Genomic DNA, 18,643 nt, shown 5'->3' on the forward strand with positions numbered 1-18,643 from the left:
AAAATCATTTACTTACAACAATATACAATAGAGGGAGATTTACATGGAGGAGTTTAGATATATTTATGTAGATAATTTTTTATATAGTTCGCTCTACATTAATCTAGATCAGAGTTTAATTAGTCTTATATACTTCCTATTTTTCAAAGGTAAACCTTTTGGTTTTCTTGAGAGGAAGACAAAAATTCATATTATTAATTTGTGTCTTCCGATTGTTAGACTTATTCGCGTATTGCAATTTACTTATTTATATAAAAGAAAAAAGAACTTAAATAAAAAGTCTCCTGATTTATTTCCGACTCTATCATCAGTATATTGTGGGCACTGTCTCATTTTAGGAGGTCAAGGTGAATACAAAATAATAAATTTTAGAAAGAAATATGTTACAACTGTATACCCTAATGATTTTCCAAAGAGTGTGATGGAGAATAGGTTTTATAAACTAAAAGAAGCACAAAATTGCAAATTATCACCTAAACTACTAGATTGGGAACTTAATAGTAGGTTTATGAAGGAAAGTTATTTAAATTTAAAGCCAGTATCTTTCAAATTAAATGATATAAAGCATGTTTATTTAGAAACTCTACCTATTTTAAAGGAGATTTTATTAAGTAAAGGTCATCAAAATATATTCTTAGGTCAACATATTCAAAATGTTTCAAAGAGGATTGAGCAATTATTGAGTCCTTTTCTAAATCATAATGTTAGTTTAGTAAATAATATAAAAATTATTTCAGATTTTATTTCGGTAATACATCAAGAGCTGAACAAAGTTGTCTCCCAATCAGAAATTGTTTTAGGATTTTCACATGGAGATTTTTGGGAAGGTAATATTTTGAAAAGTGGGAAAAAATCTAGGGTAATAGATTGGAATACTTTAGAAATCAGAAGTGCTTTTTTTGATTTTTACTTTATTACATTTGATAAAGTTTCTAGTATAAATGAGGAAAATCTTTACGAAGTAAGTAGGGAAATTGAAAATGCTTATCAGACTTTTATTCGCAATTATTTAGAGAATCATTTTATAAATTCTAAGTTAGCAGCAGTTCTAGTACAGCATTCAGAATTATATAGATATATATTTTACTTAGAATTTATTACACAAAGGTTAGTGGAAAATCCTTTAGGGGAGCAAAAATATTTTAAGTATTTAGCGGATAGAATCAAATTTTTTCAAGTGTTTGAAAGTAAAATATACGAAAATAAATTTAATAATTATTTAGTTGAAAATATTTAGGATGAATTTTATTAGTGAATGTTCTTTTAAATGAACAAATCTTTTTAATATATAAGATGATATCAGGAGGAAGATAATTTATGAAAATCATTGGTGTTATTCCAGCTAGATATAATTCGTCAAGATTCCCAGGCAAGCCTTTAGCAGATATTTGTGGAAAACCAATGATTTGGTGGGTTCATGAACGATTAAAGGGATTAGAGGGACTAAATGAGGTATATGTCGCAACAGATGATTTACGAATTAAAGAAGTTTGTGAAAGCTACGGAATAAAAACGATTATGACTTCTGAAAATCATAAAACACATCTTGATCGTCTATACGAGGTTTCTACATTAATAGATGCAGATTTTTATATTAATGTAAACGGAGATGAACCTTTAATAGAAACTGAAGCGATTAGTAGAATTCTACCTAATGGGGTTGACCCTAATTCCTTATATGTATCAAATTTAATGACAGAATTAAAAAATCCTTTAGAAGCTGTGGACTTCTCCAAAATAAAAATTGCAACAGATGTATTTGGATATGGATTATATTTAGCCCGAAGCCCAATTCCTTACCCAAAGGGGACATACGATTTTTATTATAAAAAGTTTGTTGGGGTACAATGTTTCACAAAAAGTGCATTGGAGTTTTGTTATTCAGCACCAAGAGGCCCTTTGGAAGCAGCCGAAGACATTGATGAGTTTAGATTTATTGAGAATGGCCAAAAGATAAAATTTGTGGAAGCAAATGTGACGACTCTTTCCGTGGATACTCCAAAAGATTTAGATAAAGTGCGAGATATTATAAAAGATCGTTTAGAAAGCGTGGTATTTGAGTGAACAATATAAAGCTACTCGACTGTACTTTACGCGATGGTGGATACATCAATGATTGGAACTTTGGTAAGAGGACGGTTAAAAAAGTAATTGAAAAGTTGACACAATCTAGTATAGACATTATTGAATGTGGATTTCTTAGGGATGTGGATTATGATAATGACACTACAATTTTCAATGATATTGAAAACATCAAAGAACTGATTCAGCCAAAAAATAAAGATACTATTTACGTAGCTATGATTGATCAACCATTCATCTCAATCGATAAAATAAAAGTATATGATGGTACTTCAATCGATGGAATACGATTAACGTTCCATGATAATGAAAAAGAAATTACTGAAGCATTAGAATATGGAAAAATGTTAATTGAAAAAGGGTATAAAGTGTTTATTCAACCAGTTGGTACTACAAGCTACACTGATGCAAATCTGTTAGCTTTGATCGAAAAAGTTAATGAGCTAAAACCATATGCATTTTACTTAGTAGATACACTTGGAATTATGTACAAAAATAATTTACTAAGAATGTACCATCTACTAGATCATAATCTTGATAAAACAATTAACATCGGATTCCATTCTCATAATAATTTACAATTATCTTTTTCAAATGCCCAAGAATTGTTAACGCTGCATACTAAAAGAAAGATAATAATAGATTCTTCGGTATTTGGTATGGGAAGAGGAGCAGGAAATTTATGCACGGAGCTAATTTCTGAGTACATCAATGAAAATATTGAGGAAAAATATAAAATAGTACCGTTATTGGAAATTGTAGATGAACATTTGAGTAGATTTTTTAATGAGCCCAAATGGGGTTATTCCGTTCCCTATTTTATAGCGGCAATCAATAATTGTCACCCTAACTATGCATCCTATTTAATGAATAAACAGACGATTTCTGTTAAGTCAATCAATACAATATTGAGGCAAATCCCGAACAAAAAACGTGATATCTTTGATGAAAATTATATTGAAGATTTATACATAAGTCATCAAATGCAATTGGTAGATGATACAGAAAATTTGAAGAGATTAAGGAAGCTAATTGGTAATAAAAAAGTACTTATTGTAGCACCAGGTAAATCAATCAAAAAAGAAATAGAAAATATTAAAACGTTTATAAACGAAGAAGATCCATTTATTATTAGCATAAATTTTTTACCAAGTGCTTTTAACTGTAACGCCATTTTTATTAGCAATAGTAAGAGATTTAAGAGTATGGAAGATGTAATAAAAGATTTATCATTTGCAACAACTTTAATAACAACATCTAATATTACAAACTTAAAAGTCGATTCATCAATAGTCGTTAATTATTCTGATTTACTGCTAGAAAACTCCTTAATTTCAGATAACGCAGGATTAATGGCTATTAATTTATTAAATCATTTATTTATTGATCATGTATATCTTGCTGGATTTGATGGATTCAGTCTAAACAAGGCTAAAAACTATTATTCAACAGATTTAATTAACCATATTGAAATGGTCGAGCTTGTTAAGAAGAATGAAGAAATAAAAAATTACTTAGCCAATGTAGAAAAGAATATGGGAATTCACTATGTAACGTCGACGATTTATAAAGATGTTCATTTGTATAGTAAGACATATTAAAGCGGAGGGCATATGAAATATTCTACAATCATTTTTGACTTAGATGGAACATTATTAGATACAGCCCAAGGAATCATGATTGGCGCGAATCATACTGCAATTCTAATGGGGGCACCTGAATTAACAGTTCAACAGCAGAGACGATTTATTGGTCCACCACCCGTCGAATCATTTATGCGAGAGTGCGGTTTTAATGAAGAAAAGGCAAGAGAAGCTGTAAAAATATATCGAAGTAGATATAAAGAAAAGGGTAAATTTGAGGCTAAGCAATATAGCTATATAAAAGAGTTACTATTTTCATTAAAAGAGAAAAAATGTAATACGGCAGTTGCAACGCTAAAGAGGGATGATTTAGCAAAAGAAATATTGGAAAATTTCGAATTGAGTAAGCACTTTGATGTTATTTTCGGGGTCGATGATGCCGATACGCTTAGTAAATCAGATTTAATTTTAATGTGCTTAGAAGAGATAGGGCAAAATGATTTGTCGAAGGTAGTATTGATCGGCGATAGCATGCATGATGCAATTGGTGCAGAGAAAGTGGGAATTGATTTTATTGCCGTGACGTATGGTTACGGATTTGAAAGTAAAGTTGACGCGGATAAATGCAAGAATGTTTATGTAACTGAAAGTGTTGAGGAGCTCTTTGATTTTTTTGAATTAAAGCAGAAGATCAAGTATTAATTTCATATAAACGGTTTATCAATACTTTGTATAAAAAGTGGATAATGGAGCGGTTACTTTGAAAAATAGATTAGCAAAAGTAGTTGCAGGGTTAATCATATTATTTATCTTTGCACTAGTAATTTATATAATTTGGGATAATAACCGAATTACAATAGCAAAACAAGATGTCTTAGTAGACCACTTACCAAAAGAATTTGAGGGATATAAAATTCTTCAAATTTCAGACTTGCATAGTAAAGAGTTTGGTAAAAATCAAAGTCGCTTGTTAAAATCCATTAACTCCACCGATTATGACGCCATTGTTTTTACTGGTGATATGATTCTTAAAAGCCAAAGTACTAATATTAAGCCTTTTTATCAATTATTAGAAGGAATACAAAACAAAGAGAATGCCATTTATATACCTGGAAATGAAGATCCAGAGGCATATTATGTAAATTCAAAAGATGTATTAGTAAAAAGTAAGTTCATAAAAGGTATTGAAAAACGTGGTGTCAAATTCTTGGAATCTATTTATTCAGTCAAAAAAAACAATTCCACAATTAACTTCGTTGACTTTGAAACGTCAATCCTGAACGCTTCTCAAAGTGATAAACAAACAAATGGAATCTTCTTACCTGAATATGTACAAACCAAGCAGTATATTGAGCACCGTAAATCATTAATTAAAGAGATGTCCGGTATTAATCAATTAAAAAAGAATGATGTCTTAATTGCGCTTAATCACTATCCTATAGTTGACGCGAGAATTGATAGTCTTTTAAATGATGCAAGTCTGAAGTTTAGAGATCGGAAATACGATTTGATTATTGCTGGACATTATCATGGAGGACAAATTCGTTTACCCTTTATAGGAGCACCATTCGTACCAGAGGGATGGTATAAGTGGGGTGGTCTGTTTCCTCCACAAAACCGCGTTAAAGGTCTTTGGGAGTACAAACATACTAAACAATATGTGAGTACAGGTCTTGGAAGTAGCAATTTTATTCGGTTCCTAAAGTTTCGTTTATTTAACCCTCCTGAAATCAATGTTTTAACATTAAAACAAAAAATTAATTAACAAGACGTTGAAACATATTTTCTTAAATATTGTTTAACTACACTTTAATTTTTACTAAAAGGAGCAATATCCGTGAGCTGGAAAAAAATAATGTTGCGCATTGGAATTGTTTTGACCGTACTGGTATCTATAGCTGGGGCTACTGGATTTTATATTTATCATGAAGTAACGAAAACAACGAGCGTTATCTATCACCCAATAGAAAAGACGGAAAAAAGGGTTGAACCCGTCAGCGTTAAAGAAAAAAATCCATTCTCTGTTTTACTCCTAGGGGTAGACAAACGACCAGGTGACCAGGGGCGATCTGATTCGCTAATGGTTATAACCGTAAATCCTACAAAACATACGACGAAAATTATTAGTATTCCACGTGATACTCGTACTGAAATAGTAGGGAAAAATCGTACTGATAAGATTAATCATGCATTTGCATTCGGTGGTATACAAATGAGTGTAAACACTGTGGAGAAATTTTTAAACATACCTATTGATTACTATTTAGAAGTCAATATGGAGGGGTTTAAAGGCATTGTAGATGCAATTGGTGGAGTAGAGGTTATGAATACACTAGACTTTACAAATGACGGTTATCACTTTAAAAAGGGATTATTGTCTCTAAATGGAGAAAAGGCGTTAAGTTTCTCGCGAATGCGTTACGAGGATCCACAAGGTGATTTTGGACGAGAAGCAAGACAACGTCAAATCATTCAAGAAGTAATTAACAAAGGAACAAAAATTAAAAGTTTAGTGGGTTATAAGGATATATTAAATTCGATTAGTAAAAACCTAGAAACTAATTTAACCCTAGATGAAATGTTTGATATTCAGAAAAGCTATCGAGGTGCCACTGATAGTATTGAACAACAGCAACTAGAAGGAAATGGGAAAATGATCAAGGGAATCTACTATTATTTAGTACCGGAAGAAAATCGTTTAGCACTTTCAAATGAACTACGCGATCAGTTAGGATTAACACAATAGCGTGAATTTTTATGAAGAGAAAGAACCCCGATTTGGTAAATAGTTTAACTATATACCAAATCGGGGTTTTTTTGCTTTGTTCAAGATAAGATCTCTAATCTAAAAGGAAAGACTACTCCTCCCATTTATCCCCTGAGGTTTCTACAAATTTCTACATATTAATATTTGTTTGTAAATCCGAACGCTACTATAGACCTAGTACATATTCCTGGTTTTTCCATTAAAATATGAAAAAAAATAGAGAATCAACAGTATTTACGTTTAATCATTTCCGTATTTTATGTATAAAAAGAACTAGTTAACAGTGTGATAGTTAGTATAGTTCTGTTTTTACAACAACAATAAACAAATAAATACATTATTCTTCAATAAGTGATTAAAAAAAATAATAACATTGTCGTTTTTTATCAAAATAGCACTTTTTATAAAGATTCAACTCAATTGTTAGATTATTTAGTCTTTTGTATAGTTAAATTGTATACGTTCTCATAGGAGAACAAAATACAAACTATATACAATTTAGGGAGAGAGAAAGAGATGAAAAAGGTTAAGAGTAAAGTTGTAATAGGGATTGTATCCGCTGGTTTAGTTATTTCTGGAGGAATCGCATTCGCAAGTACTAACGCAGGGGAGTTATTAACAAACTGGGCTAATTCGAAAACTTCTGATGCAAAAACAGAGCTATCTTCATCATACAAACCAAAATATGATTCTTCAGTTGCAGATATGAAAACTAACGTAAATAATTACAAAGTTAATGCTGCAAACACGATTGAATCAGTAGGAGACGCTCAAACAAAATTGGCAAATCAACAAATTAGTGCGGCTTTAAATGAGCATATTACTGCAATTTCTCAAGCTATGGCTGCTTTAAACATGAGCATTCCTGCTGATTTTGCTAATTATGTTTCAACAACAAATGGTAAAACAACATCTGATTTAAATGCATTAGCAGATACATTAAATAGTAGCTTTAACGCACAGCTTTCAGCGGTTGCTAAAAGTGCGGATTCAAAACTTCAATCTAATTTAAATTCTTCTCGCACAACAGCTGTGAACACTTTAACGCAAAAAATTCAAGATGCTAAAGCTGAAATTACTACACTAATTAATACTCAAGCATCTGATTCTGAAAAAGCTGTTTTAGAGCACTTATCTTCTGAAATTGATCGTATTGAAGCTTCATTAAAAACTGAAATTGACACGCAAAAAGAAGCAGCATTTAAAACTTTAGAAGATACACAATCAAAAACTACTAATGATGCTATTAAAGATATGCAAGATTTAGTGGACGCTATTAATAAATAAGATAATTTACATTATTAGTAGTAAACATGACTTTTAAATTCATAAAATTAAAGAGTTTGTTTTTTTTCATGTAGTCATTAGGAGGTAAATTATGCAGAATCATACTGAAAAAACAGAAAAACAAACATGGGTCTCTAAAAAATTTAAAAAGCTTTTAATTGGATCTGTTACGTTAAGTGGTGGTTTACTCGTTGCAACGACGTTTTCATTTGCCGATACAAATTTACCTGCAGCGATGACTGCATGGACAAGCCAACAAACTAAACAAGCAAGTGATTATATTATTGGAATGACCGAAGCAGAGTCTATTAAGCAAAAAGCACGCTTAATTCAAGAGGTGCAAGAAAAAGCTAAAGAATCTGCTGATGAAATACAAGAATATGCGACACAAAAAAGCTTAGAATCTCAAGCGGAGCTTCAAGAGTATGGAGATCAATTGATTAAACAAATTGATAGTAAGAACGAAAAAGATGTACAAGAAGCAAAAGCGAGAATTGATAAAATTATACAGAACGCTCAGGAACAAGCAAAAGAAGAAATGAAACAGCAGGTTCCTAAGGTGAACTCAAATAATGGGAATAAATCCAACGAAACATCTGACTCCAAAAATGATGATTTACAAAATACAAACAGCCAAGATCAGTCTAGCGGGGAAGGACAACAGTAATGAATGCTTCAAAAATTGAAGAACAAAAAACGGTGGAAGATAAAAACGTACAAACTTTTAGTCAGTCATTATTTGAATGGTTGAGGTTCTTTCTAATTTTAAGTATTCTTTTAGTTATTTTACTAAACACAGTTGGACTTACAAAAGTTAGTGGATTTTCAATGTACCCTACTTTAAACGATGGGGATGTAGTCTTTGTGAATAAATTAGCGCGTTTTACTCATGATCCTGAACTTGGAGATGTTGCGATTATGAAATTAAGAGCAGAAGGATTTGATGTTGTAAAACGAATAATTGGAGTTCCTGGGGACACAGTTTTTATAAAAAATGGAATTATTTATGTGAATAACCAACCGGTTCAAGAAATCTCTACAAATGGAACTTCTGAAGATATGGATAAAATAACGGTTCCTAAAAACAAGATATTTGTTGTTGGTGATAATCGAGAGCCGGGAATAAGCTTCGATAGTCGAAGTAAAGATTTTGGATTTATACCTATTAATGACATTAAAGGTTATGTACTTGTTTCAATTTTACCTATTCATAAAATAGCAAAACCACTTAAAGTGTAATCTGTCTAATGGAGGCACGAAAGAAAATGGAAAAAAAATCAATGAAAAAGAAAATTGCAGTTGGAATACTGGCTGCTGGAATCTTAACATCTTCTAGTTTGGCGTTTGCATCTACTAATGCCGGGGAGTTATTTACAAATTATGCAGCTCAATTATTAAATGATGCGAAGTCAACGGTTAGTAGCACATTAGGTTCAAAAACTTCAGATATGATTGGGGCATTAAAGAATAAATTAAATGCATATGCTTCTGATACAGAAAACGGCGTTAATAATAAACAAGGCGAGTTAGAACAAGCTGGTGTTAATAAAATTAACAGTCAGTCAGATGAGCATATTAAAGCAATCAACAATGCTTTACCTGGAATTAATCAAAATACTACAGACCAATTTTCGCAGCTAGTAGCACAATTAAATGCTCAAATTACTGCTGGAGTTGAAGGTGAAGTTAACGGGTTAAAACCTGACTTTAGTTCACAAGTTTCAAATGGGCAACAAAAAATTACTGCTGAACAAGCTAAGGCGCTTGATGATTTAGAAGACGCTATAAATGCTGCAAAAGTAACTTTAGGACAACTAATTGATGAGCAAAAAAAATCGACTGATGCAACTGTAAAAACATATTTATCAGATGAAATAAAAAGAGTAACAAATATTATTAACGCTGCAACAGATCAATTAGAGCTTAAGAAAGCAACAGCTCTAGCTAATAAAGCTACATCTATTAAAAATGATACACTTAATGATTTAGATTCTTTAGCTAGTGGATTATATACTCCCCAAAATAGTTTTCTAGCAGACTTTGAAAGTGCAAGTTCACCATTTTCAATTGCTGGTGATTGGGGAAGAATTAATTCAAAAGTAGATGGGAAAACTGACTATTATTTAATTAGCAATAACATTCCTAATAATAGTTCTTCTACTGCTGAAGTAACAATTAATGTACCAGATAATGCCTATAACGCATTCCTATCTTTTGATTATTTAGTACTTTCTCAACTAGATAAAGATATCTTAACGATTTCATTAGATGGCAATGTACTAGTTAGTGAATCAGGTACAGATAACCATTGGACAAATAAAAAACTTACTATTCAACCAGGTAAACATGTGTTAAAACTTACTTATGCTAAGGATAAATCTGGCAGCTCTAGTAAAGATGCTGGTTATATCGATAACATTTCTCTAAAGTATGATTTACGTAAATAAAAAATAAGAAGGGCGCTCTTCATTTTGAAGTGCGCCCTTCTTATTTTTGTGTGAAAAAAAATCTTCAAATTAAAATGGAAACATTTTAATTCGAAGGTTTATTTGCCTTGCTTATACTTATTAAACTCAATAAATTTTAATAATTCATCTTTTGGTATACCTGAATTAATTGCTTCTTGAAGGATTTCCATCCATTCAGAATCAATAATTTTTGTTGGATCAATATCATCTTTCAGGAGGCTTTCTGCCGTTGTATTGAAGACGCCAGCAATTTTTTCAAGTACTTGAATTGAAGGATTGCTTTGTAGATTTCGTTCAATCGAACTTATGTAAGATTTTGCGATACCAGCACGTTCTGCAAGCTCTGTAAGTGACATTCCATGTTGTAAACGTAGTTTTTTAATTCGTTCTCCAATCATATAAGCTACTCCATATCTTTTTGACTATTACAAAAAGTATATCATAGTAGGGAGTAGTTATCCTAGTTTTGACATGAATCTTTAACGCAATTGTAAAGAAATGATCGCACTTCATCAGGACTTATGCCTACTTCAATGCACTCTAGAAGTAAGTCGATCCAGTTTAATTCGGCAGAATGTTTTTCCAATTGACTGTACATGGATAATAGCCTCCTAAAATTAAGGTATAAAATACCTAGGTAACCCTGCTATCTTAGTCCGTTTGATAATAAAAAAATACAGTGAACTAGTTCTTTTTAACTGTATTTACAACTAAGATCAGTGGCTTTGCGTCCCAATCTCTCAATTGGTTTGCCTTTTTCTAGAGAGAGTTCTGGTTGATTTATTACAATTTTCAAAAAATTTATATAACAATTATATAATGAATCCAATACATAGTTTGTAGTAATTTGTAGTTTCAAAAAAAACAATAATATTAATAATATTTCAATTATATTAAAAACATTAGATAAATCAAGGTGTTTTTTTACATTTGAAATAAAAGGAAAAATTTTAAGGAAAAACATTTCGACATATACAAAAAAAATGTCGAAATACCAAAAAAACACTGGAAAAACTTAGTAATTTTAGAATAATATTCTAGAGTAGGCCAAAATGGAAGATTACGTTAAAAAATGTATGAAGTTCTACTTAAAATGGCATAGTTCTGAAATTTGTAAAAGTAGGAGGAAAGTAATGGTTTATTTGGATTTGATTGGAATTTGGATAGATAAACTTAAACTAAAAAATAAAGTAACCAATAAATAGATTACTTTCATGTTGCTGAAAACAACCTTGTCAATTAAATTACCAAATTTTCGTAAAAGGAGTAGAGTGATGTTGATTTCCACTACAGGATGCTCGCTTTCCATGGGGCGAGATTCTTTAGCCTCCTCGGCAAGCCTGCGGGGTCTTTAGCCTTCCCGCTAATCCCATAGGAGTCGAGCACCCCTCCGCTCCAATCAACTTATTCATCGAAAAAAGTCTGCAATAAAATCTAATCAAATTGCCTTTACTTAAAGTAACCTAACAGCTGTTTATTAATCAGTTTGAAAGAATTAATATCGAACATTAATTAAACAATCAATTGAATTTTGTTATTGGTATCATAAAACTGCTCAAACATATTAACAGTTAAAACCATTAGTAGATCATCCAAAAAATGATAATTTCATCATTAATAAATGTTCATTTAATGTCCGTTTTCCCTATTGACCATTTTTTATTTCAACAATCTGAAAGTAACCAATAAATAGATTACTTTATTTTTAAAAGTTTATTTTGAATCTCTTAATCTTTTTAATGCATAACGATAACTAGATCGTACACTAGATTCTTTCATATTTAAATTTTTTGCAATTTGAGGAAATTCGTGATTGAAATAAAAACGTTCAATAAGAATTTGCTTCTGCAAGGGGGAAATTCCATCTAGAAAACTCTTAAAATTAACAAGTGGAAATGCCTCATCAAAATGTATTAAATCTTCTATACCTTGCTCGGAGAATACGTTTCTTTCATCATATTTAATTGCTTTGGATAGCTCGTTTAATAAATAGCCTCTTACTGTAATATAAGCATAACTTGAAAAACTCCCTTTCTCAGTTTGATATTGCTGATAAGCCATCCATAATGCTATTTGACCAATTTGATAATATTCATCAAAATTTTTATATATATGTAACTTCTTCATAGTTGCTTTTATCATTCGGGAATACTGGTTTAAGCATTCCTCGAATGTATTTGGCTTCATTTTTCCTGAAACAACTTGATAGTCTACATGTTCTTCACTATATTTCACGCTTACTGCCTTTCTTAAAGGCATGCCCCCTGAGTGTATTCCGCGGTGAAGTAACTATATAAAAATATAAGAAATATATCATATTTGGATACATCAATTAAGAATAAATAAAATAGAGTGAAACGTGAGTATTGAATTTAAAACGTTAAATTTGCCAGAAATAATGAAATGAAACCTTATCTATTTATATTTTTAAAAGAAGTAAAGTTTACTAAACACTGGAAAAACGGTCATAGAAGTTTCAAAAATAAGAAAAGATAATTTTGGTATAATCGATATGTAAAAAATCCTCAAAGGAGGCACATATGTCAAAATTAGATTATGTTGTATCGTATGAAACAATGCTGATTGAAGCTGCGGATCATCCAGAGTATTTAACCAAAATAACAGATAAAAACAAAGGAGTGATCTATTCAAAGCGGCCAATGAAAGTAATCTTGAAAGAATCAGCCCTCTACCATAATCAATCTATTAAAGGTCATCTCGAAGTCGTAAAAAGTAAATACCCAACTATGAAAAAGATTCCTCTTATGATTAATCCCACATTATCTATTATTATGATTCCTACATCTTCGCAAAATAACATATCTTGCAAATGGCTAAATTTTATCCAAATAAATAAATATATAAAAGAAAAAAGAAAAACAAGAATACAGTTTAGGAATGGAGAAGAGAGGATATTCTCAATTTCTTATTACATTTTTGATAAACAAGTTAGTAAAGCAACAAAGATTATTAGTATGTATTTAAGTCAGAAAGTGGAATATAAACTAAAATCAGATGAAGAAAAGTTAATGATGATTAAGGAATTAATAGAAGGATATTCTTTTGATGGGTAGGCTAGAGGCAAGAAATACAAAAAAGCAGGCCTTAAGATCTTATTGATCGTAAATCCTGCTTTAAACACTGTGAATCTATTCTTTAATTATGCCTTAAATAACTTCTTGTTCAGGAATTCTAATTGTCCATTGTGAGAACGCATTTATTTCTACTAGTTCTTTAGGGAAGATAAATGTCCATGGTTTACTCGTATTTGCCTGGATTGTTAATGGAGGTAGTGTGAATAAGCCTTTCGCAATTATTTCGCCATTCTCATTTAACATTTCCAGTGGTAGTAATTCTAGACTAACAGCTTGTGTTGATCCATTTCGAACTAAAATATTAACGCCTAAGTTGCCTTCTTCATTATAGCTTGCTCGTAAAGCATGTAAGCTCACTTCATTTATACGTAATTTAGGTAAAGAATTTACAAGATTGCTTAATTCTGTAATTTGTTCTTCAGTAAGTCGACCTTCCCATGTTGGATCTATATCTAATCGGTGGATAGTTTTTGATAAATCAAATGCTAACTCAAAACCTTTTTCAGGCAAGTCCTCTTTTAGTAAATACTCTCGTTCAAAAACAAAGCGCCATGGGCGGCTACTGCAAGGAGGCATTTCGCCAAGCTCTTCTAGTCTAAAGCCTTTTTTAGCTAATAGTTCTCCTTCTTCACTAATCAATAATAGAATAGCATCTTCTAAACGAACTAATTTTTCTAAACTGTTACGAACAAATGCTGTAACAGTTGCACTTCCGTCATCATTAGTTTCAAGTTCGATTGCAGATAATGATAATTGATTTGGTTTTAAAGGAGAAAGCTCGTTGTTTAAAAATTGATAAACATAACGCTTTTCATCCTCAATATGCATTAATGGATGGAATGAAATTTTAGGAAAAATTTCAACCACTTCATTTTCTTCAACTTGAACTGCTTGATCAGTAGATGTTTGTTGCAATAAATCACTCGATGAAACTGTTGAATCTTTACCCTTTTGTAATAAACGCTTAATCGATGATAACATTTTGTTTTTCTACCCCCTGTGGACAAGATAATTCTTGGAATGTTGAAGCAAGATTTGCTGATATTTCTTGTTGTATCGAGTTATAAGTATGTTCAAACAGAGTAAATCCATCAAATTCATATAGTCGGATTGGATCTTCTTGTTGATACTGTCTTAAGTGTATCCCCTCAATCAATTGTTGTAAATGCTCTAAATGTTCAGTCCAATATAAATCTATCGTACTTAATGCCGTGCTTTTTAAAATACTAATAAGTATTATTTTTTTCTCTTCCTCTATACCGCTTAATACATCTTTATATACTGAAAAAGCTTCTTTAACGTTATGCCAAATCTCTTGTTCAGTATTAAAATGTTCAATATCTATTCGAAGTGGTGGTATAAGTTGTTCAAGTGCTATTTTTCCTTCAAGTAGATCCCAATCTTCAGGTGTACTATCTTTAGGATAGAATTGCATTAATAAGTGATTAACAGTTTCTTCAGCTTGACCAATAAACCAGTCTAAACCAGTTTCATTTTGTAACAAGTTATTTCTTAATTTATAAATAATACGTCGATGTTCATTTGCAACACCATCTAATTTAAGCTGCCATTCACGAATTGAAGATTGTTTTCCTTCACAGAGCTTTTGTGTAGATGAAACAAAGTCTTGGATCGTAGAATTTAGTACTTTACCAAATTGATCAGCCTGTAGATTCTTAAATAATTTCTCTAGCTTTTCTGGATTATATTTTACAAATAATTCATCTTCTAATGACAGATAGAATTGAGATGAACCAGTGTCCCCTTGTCTCCCTGCACGCCCTCTTAATTGGAAATCAATGCGCTCACTTTCATGACGTTCGGTTCCAATTACATGAAGACCCCCTAAATCTGATACACCTTCAGCTAATAAGATATCAGTCCCTCGACCCGCCATATTGGTTGAAATGGTAATCATACCTATTTGCCCAGCTATGGCAATCATCTTTGCCTCTTCTTCAACATTTTTTGCATTAAGGAGCTGAAACTTTATCGATTCTTTTTCTAATAATTCTGCGAGTACTTCAGATTGACGAATGGAGGCTGTTCCAATTAGAATTGGTTGTCCCTTTTTATGTCGTAATTTTACATCTTCTAGAACTGCTCTGAGTTTTTCTTCTGTTTTTTCAAACACAATATCCTCATGGTCAATACGAATTACCGGTTTATTAGTAGGAATTCGAATAACTTCCATGTTATAAATTTGTAGGAGTTCCTTTTCTTCCGTTTTTGCAGTTCCAGTCATGCCAGAAAGAATTGGGTACATCCGGAAATAATTTTGTATTGTTACTGATGCAACCGTATGATTTTCTTCAGTTGTTTTTAACCCTTCCTTTGCCTCGATTGCTTGATGGAGACCGTTACTTAATGAGCGTCCCTCCATAATTCGGCCAGTAAATAAGTCAATTAGTCTAATTTCGCCTTCTTGAATAATATAATCAACATCGCGTTGGAATACTAAATCGGCTTGCAATGCGTTATGAACATAGTGGAAAAGCGTTGTATGTTCTAGGTCATATAAATTTTCAATCATAAAGGCTTTTTCAATCTTTGAGATCCCTTTTTCAGTTAAAGTAATTGCTTTAGTTTCTTGATCTAAAAAATAATCCCTATCGTTTATAAACGTACGAATAAAGCGTGCACAAAGCGAGTATAAGTGTGACTGTGCGGGTTTTTTTCCTGCAATAATTAATGGTGTCTTTGCTTCATCTATTAATATTGAGTCGACTTCATCAATAATTGCATAATGGTATGGGCGTTGAACTTGATCAACTAAAGAAGTAACCATATTATCTCGTAAATAATCAAAACCAAATTCTGTTCCGATTCCATAAGTGATATCTGCATTGTAAGCAGCTTTTTTAGCCTCTAGAGTTAAGTTGGGAATGTTTAAACCTACTGTAAGACCTAAAAATTTGTGAATTTGCCCAATTTGATCCGCATCGCGTCGGGCTAAATATTCGTTTATGGTAATAATATGCACGCCCTTTCCCTCAAGCGCACGAGTATAGGCAGGTAATGAAGAAACTAATGTTTTTCCTTCCCCAGTAGGCATTTCAGCAATATTTCCATCTAGTAATGCAAGTCCACCAATTAATTGAACATCATAAGGGCGCATCCCTAAAACACGTTTTGATGCTTCACGTACTAGAGCAAAAGCATCTATTGTAATTTCATGAGTAACGGCTTCGTTATTAGAAATTTTTTGCTTTAATAGATCAGTAAATTTACGCAAATCTTCATCTAGAAGACTTTCATAGAATGGCTCTTTTGTATTTATCTCTTGAACAACTTTTTCATACTCTTTTAATTTTCGATTGCCAATAATTTTTTGCAAAGTCTGGATCAAGGGTGTTCCCTCCTGAGCTGGTAATCTATCAAGCCTCTTCTTTAAATGTATCATAAGTTTTACGGGACTCAAGGTGTAAATAGTGGGAATTTATAGAAAAGATTGAAAATTATATTATTAATACTAAAGTAAAAATCATTAGGAATCAAAATGAAGCGATCAATCTTTAAGTAAAAATAACTAGTTAATTTCAAAATGTGACAAATTGCTTACTTCCTATTATATATAATCTTAGTAGTTTCATATTAATAGTCTACTAAGATATGAGGGAGAGAGCTTAATTGAAGACAAAGATCGGAATAATCTTTTCTGCTGCAATACTTTTAACAAGTATATTTAGTTCACCATCGTTGAAACATAGAGGCACAAAACATGAGACCAATTTAATAAGTAATAATGAAGTAAAAGCTGCAACAGATCAAAAGAGTAGTGAGCAATCGACACTTCAAAAGGTTGAGACAAATCAAACAAAAAAATGGGAAGCACTACAACTGAATCCACTCCCAAGTAGTAAAAACTTATCGTATAGTTTCAGTAATAGTACAAAAGTGTTTACGAGGCCTTTCCCAGAGCAGTATCAAACGATTAATGGAATATTGAGCTTTCGAGGCGGACCTTTCCGAAATAACGGTTCGATGGGAACGACAATTATTTCAAAGCAAATGTTAGTTAAGAGCTGGTCGTTTCAAACTTCTTCTTCATCTGGATGGGGCGGGGGATCAGGATGGACTGGCCAACCTAGTGTAATTGAATGGAAACCACAAGAACAAAAAATTATGAATTTATATTCTCAATTTAAAACAAAGTCAAATTTTAAAGAAGTAGTCTATGGATCTTTAGATGGAAGAGTTTACTTTTTAGACTTAGCAACAGGTAAGAAAACAAGAAATCCAATTAATATTCAAAATCCAATTAAGGGTAGTGTAGCTCTTGATCCACGTGGTTATCCTCTTTTATATGTTGGACAAGGTATACCACAAACCGGAAAAATAGGTATGAGGATTTTTAGTCTGATTGATGGCTCTCAATTAGCATTTATTCCAGGAATTGATTCTTATTCTTTTCGCGGTTGGGGAGCTTTTGATGGCTCTGCGTTATTTAACCGTGAAGATGATGCTATGTTAGTCGGCGGGGAAAATGGACTAGTTTATTTTATAAAACTAAATACTAAATATGATCCAAAGGCTCAAAAGATAAAAATTTCTCCAGTAATTTCAAAATATCGATATAAACTTAAAAATAATTCTTATCAAGGTATTGAAAATTCAGTAGCGGTATTTAAAAATATTGCATACTTCGCCGATAATGGTGGTGGTATTCAAGCGCTGGATATTATTAAGAAAAGGCCAATTTGGGCAAATAATGCATATGATGATACGGATGCGTCAATTGTCATAGAGAATTCAAATGGTACACCGTTTTTATACACAGGTTCTGAAATCGATAAACAAGGAACTAAAGGCTATGCACGCATTCAAAAGTTAAATGGGCTTACTGGTAAAGTAATTTGGGAGAAGAAGATACCCGGTTATTCGATAAAAGGTAATCATCCTGTTAATGGTGGACTGTTAGCGACGCCAATTGTTGGAACCGGGCCATTAAAAGGGCAGGTTATCTTTAATATTTCAAGGTATAAAAGGATGAATGGGGGCTTGTTAATTAGCTATGATACTGTTACGGGGAAAGAAAAATGGCATTTAGAGTTACCAAACTATGCTTGGTCATCTACAGTAGCGGTTTATACAAAGGACAATAAAGCTTACTTCATTCAAGGTGATTCCGTTGGTAACCTGTACTTAATAAGTGGTAGCGGAAAAATTATTAATAAGATCAATCTAGGTGCAAATATTGAGGCGTCTCCAGTTGTAGTTGGACAACAAGTAATTGTTGGAACTAGAGGAGGTAAATATATTAGCGTCAATATTAAATAATTATAGTGATGAATGATCCCTAATTCCGTTTGCGGAGCTAGGGATTTCTTGTTTATTTGATAAAGTCTTTTCAATTGTGTT

General features: G+C 31.8%; 16 protein-coding genes and 1 riboswitch. Of the genes, 12 read left to right on the forward strand and 4 right to left on the reverse strand.

Annotated elements, in window-relative coordinates; genetic code table 11:
* Window positions 1–43: 43 nt before the first annotated feature.
* The 10 genes from BED47_RS11630 (at window position 44) to BED47_RS11675 (ending at window position 10,166) form a co-directional block, all read left to right on the forward strand.
* Complete coding sequence (locus BED47_RS11630) at window positions 44–1,237, forward strand: hypothetical protein (RefSeq protein ID WP_069033789.1); 1,194 nt, start codon at window positions 44–46, stop codon at window positions 1,235–1,237.
* Window positions 1,238–1,317: 80 nt separating this feature from the next.
* Window positions 1,318–2,064 carry a 3-deoxy-manno-octulosonate cytidylyltransferase gene (locus BED47_RS11635; protein WP_069033790.1) on the forward strand — a complete coding sequence of 249 codons (747 nt, stop codon included), beginning with the start codon at window positions 1,318–1,320 and terminating at the stop codon, window positions 2,062–2,064.
* Entirely contained in the window at window positions 2,061–3,683 is a 1,623-nt protein-coding gene (locus BED47_RS11640; protein ID WP_069033791.1) for an aldolase catalytic domain-containing protein, read from the forward strand. Before BED47_RS11635 ends, BED47_RS11640 begins: the two co-directional genes overlap by 4 nt.
* 12 nt (window positions 3,684–3,695) lie before the next feature.
* On the forward strand, window positions 3,696–4,367 hold the full coding sequence (locus tag BED47_RS11645; RefSeq protein ID WP_069033792.1) for an HAD hydrolase-like protein: 672 nt from the start codon (window positions 3,696–3,698) through the stop codon (window positions 4,365–4,367).
* A gap of 58 nt (window positions 4,368–4,425) precedes the next feature.
* Window positions 4,426–5,430: a metallophosphoesterase gene (locus tag BED47_RS11650; protein WP_069033793.1), complete on the forward strand. Its 1,005-nt coding sequence runs from the start codon at window positions 4,426–4,428 to the stop codon at window positions 5,428–5,430.
* A gap of 72 nt (window positions 5,431–5,502) precedes the next feature.
* The gene (locus tag BED47_RS11655) at window positions 5,503–6,411 is read left to right on the forward strand and encodes an LCP family glycopolymer transferase (protein ID WP_286143768.1); all 909 of its coding nucleotides are present in this window, start codon (window positions 5,503–5,505) and stop codon (window positions 6,409–6,411) included.
* A gap of 537 nt (window positions 6,412–6,948) precedes the next feature.
* Entirely contained in the window at window positions 6,949–7,719 is a 771-nt protein-coding gene (locus BED47_RS11660) for a hypothetical protein (protein WP_069033794.1), read from the forward strand.
* Window positions 7,720–7,810: 91 nt separating this feature from the next.
* On the forward strand, window positions 7,811–8,386 hold the full coding sequence (locus tag BED47_RS11665; protein WP_069033795.1) for a hypothetical protein: 576 nt from the start codon (window positions 7,811–7,813) through the stop codon (window positions 8,384–8,386).
* On the forward strand, window positions 8,386–8,958 hold the full coding sequence (gene lepB, locus BED47_RS11670) for a signal peptidase I (protein WP_069033796.1): 573 nt from the start codon (window positions 8,386–8,388) through the stop codon (window positions 8,956–8,958). Before BED47_RS11665 ends, lepB begins: the two co-directional genes overlap by 1 nt.
* 26 nt (window positions 8,959–8,984) lie before the next feature.
* Complete coding sequence (locus tag BED47_RS11675) at window positions 8,985–10,166, forward strand: hypothetical protein (RefSeq protein WP_069033797.1); 1,182 nt, start codon at window positions 8,985–8,987, stop codon at window positions 10,164–10,166.
* 98 nt (window positions 10,167–10,264) lie between these two features.
* Here the strand turns inward: BED47_RS11675 and BED47_RS11680 are convergent, their stop codons facing one another.
* Window positions 10,265–10,585, reverse strand: coding sequence for a helix-turn-helix domain-containing protein (locus BED47_RS11680; protein ID WP_069033798.1), 321 nt, complete (start codon window positions 10,583–10,585; stop codon window positions 10,265–10,267).
* A gap of 235 nt (window positions 10,586–10,820) precedes the next feature.
* A riboswitch (cyclic di-GMP riboswitch) is annotated at window positions 10,821–10,951 on the reverse strand.
* Window positions 10,952–11,900: 949 nt separating this feature from the next.
* Window positions 11,901–12,446, reverse strand: coding sequence for a sigma-70 family RNA polymerase sigma factor (locus BED47_RS11685; protein ID WP_084006878.1), 546 nt, complete (start codon window positions 12,444–12,446; stop codon window positions 11,901–11,903).
* A gap of 281 nt (window positions 12,447–12,727) precedes the next feature.
* Here BED47_RS11685 and BED47_RS11690 point away from each other — a divergent pair, with 281 nt between their 5' ends.
* Entirely contained in the window at window positions 12,728–13,261 is a 534-nt protein-coding gene (locus BED47_RS11690) for a competence protein ComK (protein ID WP_069033799.1), read from the forward strand.
* A gap of 93 nt (window positions 13,262–13,354) precedes the next feature.
* Here the strand turns inward: BED47_RS11690 and BED47_RS11695 are convergent, their stop codons facing one another.
* Together BED47_RS11695 and secA2 are read right to left on the reverse strand one after the other, a co-directional pair.
* Window positions 13,355–14,263: an accessory Sec system S-layer assembly protein gene (locus BED47_RS11695; RefSeq protein ID WP_069033800.1), complete on the reverse strand. Its 909-nt coding sequence runs from the start codon at window positions 14,261–14,263 to the stop codon at window positions 13,355–13,357.
* Complete coding sequence (gene secA2, locus BED47_RS11700; protein ID WP_069033801.1) at window positions 14,247–16,631, reverse strand: accessory Sec system translocase SecA2; 2,385 nt, start codon at window positions 16,629–16,631, stop codon at window positions 14,247–14,249. The genes BED47_RS11695 and secA2 overlap by 17 nt, the downstream gene beginning before the upstream one ends.
* Window positions 16,632–16,912: 281 nt before the next feature.
* Here secA2 and BED47_RS11705 point away from each other — a divergent pair, with 281 nt between their 5' ends.
* Entirely contained in the window at window positions 16,913–18,562 is a 1,650-nt protein-coding gene (locus tag BED47_RS11705) for a PQQ-binding-like beta-propeller repeat protein (protein WP_069033802.1), read from the forward strand.
* Window positions 18,563–18,643 lie beyond the last annotated feature (81 nt).

The sequence above is a fragment of the Gottfriedia luciferensis genome (assembly GCF_001712755.1).
Lineage (GTDB): Bacteria > Bacillota > Bacilli > Bacillales > Bacillaceae_G > Gottfriedia > Gottfriedia luciferensis_B.